This window comes from Sphingomonas sp. P2_B6, from assembly GCF_056404755.1.
In genome coordinates this window covers 526,148-540,435 of record NZ_JBFUDK010000001.1, presented here as the reverse complement: position 1 = coordinate 540,435, position 14,288 = coordinate 526,148, and the positions used below count along the sequence as shown (strand labels likewise).

Genomic DNA, 14,288 nt, shown 5'->3' with positions numbered 1-14,288 from the left:
ACAGGTGAGGGGATCCGAATGAACGCGACCGTCAGCGCCGAGGCGCCGATCTTGCCCAAGCCGTCAGGCAAGGTTCGCTGGATCGTCTGCGGACTGCTCTTCGCGGCGGTCGTGCTCAGCTATATCGACCGGCTCGTCCTGTCGGTGCTGAAGCCCGATCTCGCCGCGCAATATCATTGGACCGAGCAGGGTTATGCCGATCTCGCGGTGGCGTTCCAGCTGACGTACGGCGTTGCCTATGTGATCTTCGGGCGGGTGGTCGACCGGGTCGGCGCGAAGATCGGCTATGCCATCGCCGTCTCGCTCTGGACGATCGGGCACGTCTCCCACATCTTCTTCACCACCACGACGGGCATGATGATCGCCCGGCTGACCCTTGCGTTCGGCGAGGCGGGTACTTTCCCCTCCGCGCTGGCTGCCGCGAACGAATGGTTTCCGAAACGCGAGCGCGCCTTCGCGATCGGCATCTTCAACGCCGGCTCCAATATCGGCGCGATCGTCACGCCGCTGCTGGTGCCGATCATCACCATCGCGTTCGGCTGGCGCTGGGCGTTCATCCTGACTGGCCTGCTGACGGTGATCTGGCTGGTCGCCTGGCTCGGTTTCTACAACCGCCCGTCAAAGCATCCGCGTGTCTCGGCGGAGGAACTCGCCTTCATCGAATCCGATCCGGCCCAGCCCGAGCAGGTTCGGGTGAAGCGCGGGTTTGTCGAGGGCGTGATCGCGCTGTTCCAGGATTATCGCGCGCTGTTCCGCCACCGTCAGACCTGGGCCTATATGGCCGGGCGCTTCCTGATCGATCCGGTGTGGTGGACCTTCCTGTTCTGGCTGCCCGACTTCTTCAACAAGCAATATAATGTGAAGATGCTCGAATTCGGGCCGCCGCTGGTGATGATCTATCTGATCGCGGATATCGGCTCGGTGGCGGGCGGCTGGATCTCGTCGCGGCTGATCGGCAAGGGTTATTCCATCAACCGGTCGCGCAAGACGGCGATGTTCTTCATGGCCTTGTTTGCGCTGCCGATCGCCTTTGCCACCGCCGCGCCGAACATGTGGGTCGCGGCCGGGCTGATCGGGCTCGCCTGCGCCGCGCATCAGGGCTTCTCGGCCAATGTCTATACCATCCCGGGCGATCTCTTCCCACGCTGGCGCGCCGGCTCGGTGATCGGGCTCGGCGGCCTCGCCGGCGCGATCGGCGGCGCCTTGATGGCGAAATACGCAGGCTATATCCTGGCGACCGTCGGCAGCTTCCAGCCGATCTTCATTCTCGCGGCGTGCTCCTATCTGCTCGCGCTGCTTGTCGTCCACCTGATCGTGCCGCGCTGGGAGCCGGCCGTTCTCGCGCACAACGAAGGCAATCCATGACCAAGCTGACGCTCCACCCCGACCGCCTGTTCCCTGCCGAGGGCCGCACGCGCGACATTGCGCGTGCCTTGTACACCGGTGTCAAAGACCTGCCGATCGTCTCCCCGCACGGCCATACCGATCCGTCCTGGTTCGCCTATGACCAGCCTTTCGCCGATCCGGCGCAGCTGTTGATCGTGCCCGATCATTATGTCTTCCGCATGCTCTACAGCCAGGGCGTGCCACTGGAGAAATTGGGCGTGCCGACCGAGGATGGCAGCCCGACCGAAACTGACGGCCGCGCGATCTGGAAGATCTTCGCTGACCATTATCATCTGTTCCGCGGCACGCCGTCGTCGATGTGGCTCGACTGGGTGTTCGCTGAATGCTTCGGCTTCGAAGAGCGGCTCGATCCGTCGACCGCTGACCATTATTACGACTCGATCGATGCCGCGCTGAAGACACCCGCCTTCCGCCCGCGCGCGCTGTTCGAGCGTTTCGGCATCGAGGCGATCGCGACGACCGAAAGCCCGCTCGACCCGCTCGACCATCACCGCGCGATCCGCGAGAGTGGCTGGAGCGGCCGGGTGATGACGGCCTATCGCCCCGATCCCGTGATGGACCCGGAGGCCGCCGGCTTCCTCGCCAATATCGCGCGCTTCGGCGAGAAGGCGGGCGAGGATATCGCGACCTTCGCGAGCTATCTCCGCGCGCACCAGTTCCACCGCGCGCGCTTCCGTGACGCCGGGGCGACCTCGACCGATCACGGTCATCCCAGCGCCTTCACCGCCAATTTGCCCGCCGCCGAGGCCGAGGCGCTCTACCAGAAGGTCCGCACGGGCCAGGCGAGCGCTGCCGAGGCCGAGCTGTTCCGCGGCCAGATGCTGACCGAGATGGCGCGCCTGTCGATCGAGGACGGCATGGTGATGCAGCTCCATCCCGGCGCCTTCCGCAGCCACAACCCGGGCGTGCTCGCGCGCTTCGGCCGCGACAAGGGCGCCGACATCCCGCTGCCCAGCGAGTTCGTCCACAACCTCAAGCCGCTGCTCGATGCCTATGGCAATGATCCGCGCCTGACCCTGATCCTTTTCACGCTCGACGAGGACACCTATAGCCGAGAGCTCGCACCGCTCGCCGGCCATTATCCGTCGCTGCGGCTCGGCCCGCCCTGGTGGTTCCATGACAGCCCCGAGGGCATGCGCCGCTTCCGCCAGCGCGCGACCGAGACGGCGGGCTTCTACAACACCGTCGGCTTCAACGACGACACCCGCGCCTTCCTGTCGATCCCGGCGCGCCACGATGTCGCGCGGCGGATGGACTGCACCTTCCTCGCCCAGCTCGTTGCCGAGCACCGGCTCGAAGAGGATGAAGCGCATCAGGTGGCGAAGGCGCTGTCCTATGATCTGGTGAAGGCGGCGTACAAGCTGTGACGAACCTCCCTTCTCCTGCCCTTACTGCTTCCCCGGCGAAGGCCGGGGCCCAGTATCGGGCCGGTCGTAACTGGGCCCCGGCCTTCGCCGGGGAAGCAAAATGGTAGAGCGCCTCTCCAATGAAACGCTCGACGCGCTCCCGGCTGACGTCGCCGTCCCTTCCTACGATCGCTTCGCTGTAAAACTTGGCGTCGTGCATCTCGGTATCGGCGCCTTCCACCGCGCACATCAGGCCGTGATATTCGAGGCAGCGCTCGAATCCGGCGACCTGCGCTGGGGCATCACCGGCGCGTCGCTGCGTTCCGCCGGCGTGCGCGACGAGATGAACCCGCAGGATGGGCTCTACACCGTCGTCACGCGCGACGGGTCGGGCGATGCGCTGAAAGTGATCGGCGCGGTGCGCGAGGTACTCGTCGCCCCGGAAAGTCCGGAGGCGCTGGTCGAGCGGCTGGCCGATCCCGACACCCACATCGTCACGCTCACCGTGACCGAAAAGGGCTACAAGCTCGACCCGGCGACTGGCGCGCTGCTCGTGGGCGACCCCGATGTCGCGGCGGATTGCGCCGATCTGACCGCGCCGAAGACGGCGCCCGGATTCCTCGTCGCGGCGCTGTCCGCGCGGCGCGACCTGGGCCTGCCGCCCTTCACCGCCATCACCTGCGACAATCTGCCGCATAATGGCCGGCGGCTCGAACAGGCCGTGCTCGCCATCGCCCGGGCACACGGCGCGCCGCTGGCCGAGTGGATCGAGGCGCATGGCGCGTTCCCTGAGACGATGGTCGACCGCATCGTGCCCGCCACCACCCCGGCGGATGTCGAGAAACTCGAAACCGCCCTGGGGGCGAGCGACCAGGCGATGGTGAAGGCCGAGCCCTTCCTGCAATGGGTGATCGAAGATCGTTTCTGCGGTCCGCGTCCCGAGTTCGAGAAGCTCGGCGTGCAGATCACGGCCGATGTCGCGCCATGGGAAGAAGCCAAGCTGCGCATGCTCAACGGCGCGCATTCGGGCATTGCCTATCTCGGCGGGCTGGCCGGTATCGACTTCGTCCATGAGGTCGTCGCGATCCCGGCGTTCAAGCGCTTCGTCGAGGCTTTGTGGGACGAGGCCGAAGCGACCCTGTCGCCGCCGCCGGGGCTCGACGTCGCCGCCTATCGCACGGCGCTGATGGAGCGCTTCGCCAACCCGGCGCTCCAGCATCGCACGCGCCAGATCGCGATGGACGGGTCGCAGAAACTGCCGCAACGCCTGCTGGCGCCGATCGCGGCGCGGCGTGCGGAGGGGCTCGAGGTGGACGCGCTGGCACTCGCCGTCGCGGCGTGGATGCGCTGGCAGGGCGCGCGCGACGATAGCGGCGCGACGCATGTCGTCGACGATCCGCTCGCCGCCGTCACCGCCGCCCGGCTCGATGGCGTAACCGATCCCGCAGCACAGGTCGCGGCGCTGCTCTCGATCGACGCAGTGTTCCCGCCGGCGCTGGCCGCCGACGAGATTTTCCGAGCCGCGCTGGTGCGGCACCTCACATCGCTCGCCGCCAACGGCGCACGCGCCACGGTGGAGGCACTGTGACCGGGTTCAGCCGCCGTGAAGCGCTCGGCGCTGCTGCTGCGGCGGCCCTGCTCGTGCCGGGCGAGGCGCTGGCGGCAGCGCCGGGGCTCGACGCGATCGGCAAGCAGCGCGGCATCCGCTTCGGCACCTGTCTGGGTGGCCGGGGTTTCCAGGACCAGCGCTATCGTGCGCTGATCGCCGAGCAATGCGGGCTGATCGTCCCCGAGAACGAGCTAAAATGGCAGGCGCTGCGCCCCGATGCGAAGACCTTCGATTTCGCCCGCGCCGATGCGCTGATCGCCTGGGCCAAATCGGTTGGGCTCGCGACACGCGGCCATACGCTGCTGTGGCAGAAGACCGAGCGTTATCCGAAATGGCTGGTCGAACATGATTTCGGCACCAGCCCGCGCGCCGAGGCCGAGCGGCTGCTGACCGAGCATGTCTCGACGGTCGCTGGCCGTTACAAGAGCCTGCCCAGCTTCGACGTGGTCAATGAGGCGGTCGACGAGAAGACGGGCGAACTGCGCGAGACCGTGCTGACCACGCCGCTCGGCGCGGAGACCGTCATCGACATCGCCTTCCGCACGGCGCGGACGGCGGCGCCGGACATGCAGCTCGTCTACAACGACTATATGAGCTGGGAGCCCGGCAACGAGCTTCACCGCAGCGGCGTGCTCAAGCTGCTCGAAGCGCTGAAGAAGCGCGGCACTCCGGTCGATGCGCTCGGCATCCAGTCGCATATCGGCGCGCCCGGCCGCGGCAATGGCGCCCCGTTCGGCACGCGCGACGAAAAGGCGTGGCGCGCCTTTCTCGACGCGGTGACCGGCATGGGCCTCAAACTGCTCGTCACCGAGATGGACGTAAACGACAAGCTGCTGCCGACCGACATCGTCGCGCGCGACCGCGCGGTCGCGGACTATGCCAGGGCGTTCCTCGACTCCCTGCTCGCCTATCCGCAGCTGGACACGATCCTGTTCTGGGGGCTGGCCGACAAGTATAGCTGGCTGCAGGGCCTGACGCCGCGCCCCGACGGGCAGGCCAAGCGCTGTTGCCCCTATGGCATGGATTATGAGCCCAAGCCGATCCGCGAGGCGGTTGCGGCGGCGCTTGGCGGCGCGGCGCAACGATGATCAGCCAGCGCCTGCTTCTTGTGTCCCCGCGAAGGCGGGGACCCAGCCTGGGCTCCCGCCTTCGCGGGAGCACAAGAAGTGTGATCGCAACGATAAGAGGGGACCTGCCGATGAGCATGATCAGGCGCGTGTTCGCCGCATCCCTGTTGTGCATGGCCGTGGCCGGCTCCGCCGCGCCGCCGCCTCAGCGCTGGCTGCGGAGCTGGGCCTCGTCGCAGCAGGTTCCCGAGCCGAACAACGCCCTGCCCGATGCCGACCTGAAGGACGCGACCCTGCGCCAGATGGTGCGCGTCACCGTCGGCGGACAACAGATCCGGGTGATGCTGTCCAACGCCTTCGGCACCGAGCCGCTGCGCGTCGACGCGGCGCATGTCGCCCTCTCGGCGGGAAGCGCCACCTCGAAGATCGACCCGGCGAGCGACCGGGCACTGACCTTTGACGGCGTGTCCGACGTGACGATTCCCGCGGGCGCCAGCTACCTGTCCGATCCGGTGGCGCTGCGCGTACCGGCGCTGGCCAGCCTTGCCATCACGCTTCACCTGCCCGACGCACCAGCGCGCCAGACCGGTCATCCCGGCTCACGCGCGACCTCCTATGTCGTGACCGGCAACAGGGTGGCGCTGCCCGAGCTGACTGGCGCGAAGACGGTCGATCACTGGTACCAGATCGCCGGAGTCGAGGTGCTCGCCCCCGTCGGCGCACGCGCGGTCGTGACGCTGGGCGATTCGATCACGGACGGCAATGGTTCCACCACCAATGGCAATGATCGCTGGCCCGATCGCCTGGCCGACCGGCTTCAGGCTTCGCCCGCCACGCGCAAGATTTCGGTGCTCAACCACGGCATCGGCGGCGGGCGGCTGCTGCTCGACGGGCTTGGCCCCAATGCGCTCGCGCGCTTCGACCGCGATGTGCTGGCGCAGACCGGGGTGCGCTACCTGATCGTGCTGGAGGGCGTGAACGATCTCGGCACCTTCACCCGCGATGCGCCGCAGACGCCGGAAGCGCATGCCGCGCTCGTTCGCCGGATCATCGGCGCCTATCGTCAGATCGTCACCCGCGCCCGCGCCGCTGGCATCAAGGCGATCGGCGGGACGATCCTGCCCTATGGCGGCAACGACTATTATCATCCCGACGCGCGGAACGAGGCCGATCGTCAGGCGATCAACGCCTGGATCCGCACGCCCGGCAATTTCGACGCAGTGGTCGATTTCGACGCGGTGATGCGCGACCCGAAGAATCCGATGCGCATGCGTGCCGATCTCGACAAGGGCGATCATCTTCACCCGAGCGTCGCCGGCCACCGCGCGATGGGGGACGCCGTATCGCTGGCGCTGTTCAAATGAAGGGGATCGAACAAGGGCTTTGACACCGCGACACCGGCCACGGCACAGGCGAGCCGCGCCGCTGGTCCGGATCGCGGCACGGAATTTAGAGGCAAAAGGCGATTCAGGGCTCCCCGCCCCTCGAACACGCCGCAACCGTAACTATTTACACCCCGAACCGACCGCGGAAGCGGCCAAGGAGATCAGCATGACCATCAACGGCGAAATGTTCATCGGCGCGCGTGCCGTACGCGGCACCCAGGGCGAGATCCGCGCGGTCCAGGCCGAGACCGGCGAGCCGATGGAGCCCGCGTTCGGCGGCGCGACGCTCGAAGACCTGGACGCTGCCTGCGCCCTCGCCGACGCGGCGTTCGACACCTATCGCGAGACCTCGCCCGAGGATCGCGCCAGGTTCCTCGAAACCATCGCCGACAATATCGTCGCGATCGGCGACGATCTGATCGTGCGCGCCATGGCCGAAACCGGCCTGCCGCGCGGCCGCCTCGAGGGCGAGCGTGGGCGTACCTGCGGCCAGCTTCGCCTGTTCGCCCAGGTCGTGCGCGACGGCCATTATCTCGACGTGCGCATCGACCATGCCGATCCGGCCCGCGCGCCCGCGCCCAAGCCTGACCTGCGGCTGCGCAACATCGGCGTCGGTCCGGTCGCGGTGTTCGGCGCCTCCAACTTCCCGCTCGCCTTCTCCGTCGCGGGCGGCGACACCGCCTCGGCGCTCGCCGCGGGTTGCCCGGTGGTGGCCAAGGCGCACAGCGCGCATCCCGGCACCTCGGAGCTGGTCGGCCGCGCGGTCAAGGACGCCGTCGCTCAGTGCGGCCTGCCCGAAGGCGTCTTCTCGCTGCTGTTCGATTCCGGCCGCACCATCGGCCAGGGCCTGGTCGCCGATGCCCGCATCAAGGCGGCCGGGTTCACCGGCTCGCGCGGCGGCGGCACCGCGCTGATGAAGATCGCGCAGAACCGCCCCGAGCCGATCCCGGTCTATGCCGAGATGAGCTCGATCAACCCGGTCGTGCTGTTCCCGAACGCGCTGGCGGAGAAAGCGGAGTCGACCGCCAAGGCCTTTGTCGGCTCGCTGACGCTCGGCGCCGGCCAGTTCTGCACCAACCCCGGCCTGATCCTCGCGCTCGACGGCCCCGATCTCGATACCTTCGTCTCGGCAGCCGCGGCGGCACTGGGCGACATGCCCGCATCGACCATGCTCACCCCGGGCATCGCCAAGGCGTACCAGACGGGCGTCGAGGCGATCGGCAGCCACAATACGGTGGAGACGGTCGCGCGCGGCAAGCCGGGTCATCATTGCCAGGGCCAGGCCGGCCTGTTCCAGACCAGCGCGGAGGATTTCCTGACTCATCACGAGCTGCAGGACGAGATTTTCGGCGCGGCCTCGCTGATCGTGCGCTGCGCGGATCTGGAATCGGTGACCAATGTCGTCGATCATCTCGAAGGCCAGCTCACCGCGGCGATCCACATCGTCGAGGCGGATCATCCCGAGGCGGCGAAGATGATCCCGCATCTCGAGCGCAAGGTCGGCCGCATCCTGGTCAACGGCTTCGGCACTGGCGTGGAAGTGGCGCATGCCATGGTCCATGGCGGTCCTTATCCGTCGACCGCCGATGGCCGCTCGACCTCGGTCGGCAGCAAGGCGATCGACCGCTTCCTGCGCCCGGTGTCGTACCAGGATCTGCCGGACGGCCTGCTGCCCGCAGCACTCCGGGAAGCAAATCCGCTGGGCATCGAGCGCCTCGTCGACGGCAAGCGTTGATGGGACTGCGGCTGGTCGGCATTTCGGGAAGCCTGAGACGGCATTCCTTCAATGCCGGCCTGTTGCGGGCAGCGCGCGATGCCATGCCCGAGGGCGCGGCGCTGGCGATCCACTCGATCGCCGGCGTCCCGCTCTATGATGCCGATGTCGAGGCGGAAGGCATCCCGGACGCGGTCACCTTGCTCAAGGACGCGGTGGCCGAAGCGGACGGGCTGCTGCTCGTCACGCCCGAATATAACAATGGCGTGCCGGGCGTGTTCAAGAACGCGATCGACTGGATGTCGCGGCCCGGCTCGGACATTGCACGCGTGTTCGGCGGCAAGCCCGTCGCCATGATCGGCGCTTCACCCGGCAATTTCGGCACGATCCTGTCGCAAAATGCGTGGCTGCCGACTCTGCGTACGCTCGGCACCGAACTCTGGACCGGGCAGAGGCTGCTGGTCTCCGGCGCCGGCCAGGCCTTCGATGCCGAGGGCAATCTGATCGACGATGCCGTGCGCGCGAAGCTCGCGCGGTTCATGGCGGGGTTCGTCGCCTCGCTCTGATCTTTCCGGCGTCCCGCGCTCCGAACGAATTTGGGCGTTCGGTGCGAATTAAATATCTGATATATAAAGATATTTCTGGCATCGCCCGCTAGTGCCCCGTCCTGAGATATGGGACAAGATGGTGTCCCATATCTCCCGCCGCCGTCCCAGGAGCCGATCACGGGTTGGGATGTTGCCGCGGCAGGCCGAGGAAAAGGAGCCTGCCGCGACGTCCCCTTTATTCGTAGCGCAGCGCCCGGATCGGGCTCGTCCTTGCCACGCGATAGGCGTGCGCCGAAATCGTCCCGATCGCGATGACCATCGCCAGCAGCCCGGCGAGCAGGAACGGCACCGGCGTCAGCGCGATCCGCGTATCGAAGCCGTTCAGCCACCCGCGCATCACCCACCAGGCGACCGGCCAGGCGATCAGGTTGGCGATCAGCACCGGCCGGCTGAACTGCCACACCAGGAGGCGCAGGATGTCGCGCGTGCGGGCGCCCAGCACCTTGCGGATGCCGATCTCCTTGGTGCGCCGTTCCGCGGTGAAGGAGGCCAGGCCGAACAGCCCGAGGCAACCGATCACCACCGCCAGGATCGCGAACATGCCGAACAACTGGGCGCGTGCCTCGTCCGCATTATAGAGGTCGCGGACGACGTCGTCGACGAACTTGGCGCCGAACGGGATATCGGGAACCTGGCGCTTCCAGATCGCCTCGATCTGGTCATAGACTGCCTTGTGCGCCACGCCCTGGAAGCGCACGGCCATGCTGTAGAAAGTGTTGGTCTGGTAGAAATAGAAGATCGGCTGGATCGGGTCGCGCGCCGAGCGATAACGCACGTCGCTGACGATGCCGATCACGGTCGCCGGCACCTGGCCATATTCGGCCAAGGTCATGCCGGTCATCACCGTCTTGCCCAGCGCGGTCTGCGGATCGGTGAAGCCCAGCCGCCGCGCCGCTTCCTCGCTCAGGATGATGTTCACGCCGCGCTGGACGAGCGCGCGTTCCGCTTCGGGAACCGCCGGCTGGGGCGTGGTCGCGTCGTCGCGCGGCTGGTTCTCGGAAAAGGTCCGGCCGGCGACCAGGCGGATGCCCATCGTCTTGAAGAAGTCCGGATCGACGCCGTAGATGCCGAGCGCGACGGGGTTGGTGCTGCCCGGCACATTGACCGTCGTCACCGAATTATTGCCCGGATTGACCCAGATGGTCGAGCGCGCGACCGAGGTGACGCCGGGAATCCGCCGGATTTCCTCCATCAGCGATCGTGAGACCCGGTCCACCTGGGGGCGGGCGATATTGGCGATCTGCAACAGGCCGTCGCGCTTGTACCCGGCATCCGCCGTGCGGGCATAAACGGTCTGCGAATAGACGATCGCAGTGCAGATGATCAGGCCGATCGAGACCGCGAACTGGCCCACCACCAGGATGTTGCGCAAATGGCCCGACCCTTCGGCATCGGCGGCGGACTTGTTGGCCTTGAGCACGCGTGCCGGCTGGAAGCGCGACAGCACCAGCGCGGGATAGACGCCGCCCGCCAGCCCGACGAGCAGGGTCAGCCCGATCACCGGCAGCATCAGGCCGTCGAGCGCGAAATAGCGCAGCTCGATATCGGCCTTCAGAAAGGCGTTGAGGGCAGGCAGGGCCAGTTCGACCAGCGCCAGCGCGACCAGCATCGCGATGGCCGCGAGCAGGATCGATTCACCGATGAACTGGGTGATGAGCTGCCCGCGGGTCGCGCCGAGCACCTTGCGCAATGCCACTTCGCGGGCCCGCTGAGTCGCCCGGGCGGTCGCCAGGTTGGTGAAGTTCACGCACGCCATGGCGAGGATCAGCAGCGCGATGATCGCGAAGGTGATGATCGTGCCGCGATCATTGCCCGGCCGCATCGACGCCATCTGCCCCGCGCCAAGATGGATGTCACGGACATTGACCAGTTTCCAGTCCTGGTCGTCGCCGGCATTATATTTGCGGCTGCCGTCATTCTCGTCGGGGATGTTGCGCTTCTCCCAGGCCGGGAGCGCGGCATGGATCGCGTTCACATCACTGCCGGGCTTCAACCGGACGAAATAATTGCCGCCCTGGCTGTTCCAGCTCGTCAGCACGGACGGCACCCGGGCGAAAAAAGCACCCGGATCGAAGCGCGCGATCATGTTCATCGCCAGCGACGTGTTCTTCGGCAGGTCGCGGTACACGCCGGTGATCCGGTAGTCCGCGGTCATGTCGCCGGCGGTCAGGGTCACGGTCCGGCCGACCGGATTGCCCGCGCCGAACAATTTCTTCGCCTGGGTCTGGCTGAGCGTCATCGAATGCGGATCGTCGAGCGCATGCGCCGGATCGCCATAGATGAAGGGCATTTCCAGCACCGAGAAGAGCGGCCCGTCCGTGAACACGCCGTCGTCGATGGTGGCCGGCTGCCCGTCCTTGATGACCACCGCGTCGGTGTTCTTGACATAGACGGCATGCTCGACCTGCGGGAAATCCTTCTTCAGCGCGACGCCCGAGACATAGCTCGTCACCTGCAGCTTCATGTCCTCGCCGCCCTGGGGCGTGGCATGGTAGAAATCCTGCAGCTCATAGGTGCGGTCGGCATTGGGTAGCCAGCTGTCGTAGCTGAACTCATATTTCACGAAGCCGAGGATCAGCAGGCATGCGGCGATGCCCAGCGCCAGGCCGGCGATGTTGATGAAGGCATAAGCGCGGTTCTTGGCGAGCGCTCGGATGCCGACGGTCATGTAATTGCGCCACATGTCCTTGGTCCTATTCGTAACGGAGGGCGTGGATGGGGTTGAGGCGGGCAACACGGATCGACTGGCCCGCGACGGTCGCCAGCGCGATGGCGAGCGCGATCAGGCCGGCGAGCGCAAAGGGAGTGGGCGTCAGCGCGATCCGCGTGTCGAAGGTGTTGAGCCAGTCGCGCATCGCCCACCACGCCGCCGGCCAGGCGACGAGATTGGCGAGCACCACGGGTTTGGAGAATTGCCAGGCGAGCAGCCGGACGATGTCGCGCACCCTGGCGCCCAGCACTTTGCGGATGCCGATCTCCTTGGTGCGCCGTTCGGTGGCGAACGAGGCGAGGCTGTACAGGCCGAGGCAGGCGATCACGATCGCGAGCAGCGAAAAGGCGGCGAACAGCGCGGTGCGCGCGCGGTCGGCGGCATAGAGCTCTCGAACGATATCGTCGGCGAAGCGCGCCTCGAACGGGATCTCGGGTTCGAACTTGCGCCAGACCTTGTTCAGCGCCGCCATCACATCGCCCGGGCGCGCGGCCGCATAGCGGACGAGCACCTGGTCGGTGTGCTCGGGATCATAGGCATAGACGATCGGCTCGATCGCATCCCGCGCGGTGCGGAACCGCGTATCCTCCACCACGCCGGCAACCGTGGAGGGGACCATCACCCATCCGTCGAACGCGATCCGCACCACTTGGCCGATCGCTGCCTTTGGGGAGCGATAGCCGAGCTTGGCGGCGGCGGAGCGGTTGATCACCACGTTGATGCCCCGCGCGGCGAGGTCGTTCGGGGTCGTGCCGGCGATCCGGTCGGCGGCGACGCGATCGCCGAGCAGGCGGCCGGCGAGCAGCTTGATGTCCATCGTCTGCAGGAACTGGGTGTCGATGCCGTAGAACCCCATCGAGACATGGTCGGGGGCGCCCGACGCCTGCATCAGCCGGACGGGCTTGTCGGTCGACGCGAGTCCAAGCCCGGTGCGGCCGACGCCGGTGACGCCGGGAATGGCGAGCATCGCGGTGCGCGCGGCCTCATATTCGGAGCCCTGGGTGAAGCGCCAGGCATTGGCGATCTGCACCAGCCCGTCGCGGCGATAGCCGGGGTCGACTGCCTCGACATAACGCGTCTGGGAATAGATCACCGAGGTGCAGACAATCAGCCCGATCGCGATGGCGAACTGAAAAAGGACGAGCGCGGCGCGGAACCGGCCGCTGCCCGGCGTCTCGACCGAGGATCTGTTGGCGCGGAGCACGGCGGCGGGCTGGAAACGGCTGAGATAAAAGGCCGGATAGAGGCCACCCAGCAGCCCGGTCGCGACGTACAGCCCCAGTGCGGGCCACAGCATGCCGCCCTTGCCCAGATACTGGATGTGGAGATCCGCGCCGATCCAGGCCGCGATCCACGGAGTCGCCAGCTCGACGATGGTCAGCGCGAACAGCATCGCGAAGGCCGCCAGCATCAGGCTCTCCCCCAGGAACTGGCCGATCAGCTGACCGCGCGATGCGCCCAGCACCTTGCGCAGCGCCACTTCAAGGGCGCGCTGGGTGGCGCGCGCGGTGGAGAGGTTGACGAAGTTCATCACCGCCATGCCCAGCGTCAGCAGCGCGACGATCGCGAAGGTCGCGAGCGAACGCGGGTCACCGCCGGGCATCATCGCTGCTTCCTGCGCCGCGCCCAGATGGACCTGCTCGATCGGCACCAGCGTGAAATCCATGAGATCGGCCATCGATGCCGGCTTGCCGTCGATCGTCTCGGGCTCGATCGCGCGCTTTTCCCAGCCAGGCAGCGCCGCATTGACCGCCGCGACGTCCGCGCCGGCGCGCAGCCTGACGAAATGCTGCTGGTTGAAATTGCCCCAGCCGCGATCCGGGCTCTGGCCCGGATCGCGGCGGACGACGATGCCCAGCTTCAGACTGGTGTTGCGCGGCAGGTCGCGCAGCACGCCGCTGACCCGACGGTCGCGCTTGCCCGGCCCGGCGCCGAGGCTCAACCGCTTGCCCAGCGCATCGGCGGTGCCGAATTGGCGGATCGCCTCGCGCTCGGTCAGCACGACCGTATGGGGGTCGCGGAGTGCGGTCGCCGCCGAGCCCTGGGCGAAGGGCAAGGCGAATACCTTGAAGAACTCCGGGTCGACGGTGATCACGTCGATGAACATCGGTTGGCCGTCATGCTCGGTGACGGTCTTTCCCAAGGAGACTGACGTAATGGCTTCGATCTGCGGAAAGCCGCCAGCCAGCCTGTCGTGAAGCGGAAACGGGCTCGCCTGGGTATGGACGATGGCCTGGGCCGGCGGACGGATCGTCGTCTGGATCTGATGGACGCGGGCGCTGTCGGGTAGCCATCTATCGTAGCTGCGCTCATATTGGACATAGCCCAGGATCAGCAGGCAACCGGCGAGCCCGAGCGCGAGCCCGCCGATGTTGATCGCCGCATAGACGCGGTTCCGCGCCAGCATGCGGAGCGTGATCAGCAGAGTGTTGCGCCACATCC

At 67.1% G+C, this 14,288-nt stretch carries 9 protein-coding genes; 7 read left to right on the top strand and 2 right to left on the bottom strand.

The window, feature by feature from the left end; genetic code table 11:
- Positions 1 to 18: 18 nt before the first annotated feature.
- From AC1DX5_RS02325 to AC1DX5_RS02295, 7 genes are all read left to right on the top strand, one after another.
- On the top strand, positions 19 to 1,365 hold the full coding sequence (locus tag AC1DX5_RS02325) for an MFS transporter (RefSeq protein WP_465175590.1): 1,347 nt from the start codon (positions 19 to 21) through the stop codon (positions 1,363 to 1,365).
- Entirely contained in the window at positions 1,362 to 2,774 is a 1,413-nt protein-coding gene (uxaC, locus tag AC1DX5_RS02320; protein ID WP_478013993.1) for a glucuronate isomerase, read from the top strand. The genes AC1DX5_RS02325 and uxaC overlap by 4 nt, the downstream gene beginning before the upstream one ends.
- Before the next feature lie 100 nt (positions 2,775 to 2,874).
- Entirely contained in the window at positions 2,875 to 4,341 is a 1,467-nt protein-coding gene (locus AC1DX5_RS02315; protein ID WP_478013992.1) for a mannitol dehydrogenase family protein, read from the top strand.
- Positions 4,338 to 5,450 carry an endo-1,4-beta-xylanase gene (locus AC1DX5_RS02310; RefSeq protein ID WP_478013991.1) on the top strand — a complete coding sequence of 371 codons (1,113 nt, stop codon included), beginning with the start codon at positions 4,338 to 4,340 and terminating at the stop codon, positions 5,448 to 5,450. Before AC1DX5_RS02315 ends, AC1DX5_RS02310 begins: the two co-directional genes overlap by 4 nt.
- 116 nt (positions 5,451 to 5,566) lie before the next feature.
- Positions 5,567 to 6,793 carry an SGNH/GDSL hydrolase family protein gene (locus AC1DX5_RS02305; RefSeq protein WP_478014033.1) on the top strand — a complete coding sequence of 409 codons (1,227 nt, stop codon included), beginning with the start codon at positions 5,567 to 5,569 and terminating at the stop codon, positions 6,791 to 6,793.
- 187 nt (positions 6,794 to 6,980) lie between these two features.
- Positions 6,981 to 8,549: an aldehyde dehydrogenase (NADP(+)) gene (locus AC1DX5_RS02300; protein WP_478013990.1), complete on the top strand. Its 1,569-nt coding sequence runs from the start codon at positions 6,981 to 6,983 to the stop codon at positions 8,547 to 8,549.
- On the top strand, positions 8,549 to 9,094 hold the full coding sequence (locus AC1DX5_RS02295; RefSeq protein WP_465171744.1) for an NADPH-dependent FMN reductase: 546 nt from the start codon (positions 8,549 to 8,551) through the stop codon (positions 9,092 to 9,094). Before AC1DX5_RS02300 ends, AC1DX5_RS02295 begins: the two co-directional genes overlap by 1 nt.
- A 217-nt stretch (positions 9,095 to 9,311) precedes the next feature.
- Here the strand turns inward: AC1DX5_RS02295 and AC1DX5_RS02290 are convergent, their stop codons facing one another.
- Complete coding sequence (locus AC1DX5_RS02290) at positions 9,312 to 11,804, bottom strand: ABC transporter permease (protein WP_478013989.1); 2,493 nt, start codon at positions 11,802 to 11,804, stop codon at positions 9,312 to 9,314.
- Between the two features lie 25 nt (positions 11,805 to 11,829).
- Complete coding sequence (locus AC1DX5_RS02285; protein WP_478013988.1) at positions 11,830 to 14,286, bottom strand: ABC transporter permease; 2,457 nt, start codon at positions 14,284 to 14,286, stop codon at positions 11,830 to 11,832.
- Positions 14,287 to 14,288: the final 2 nt, after the last annotated feature.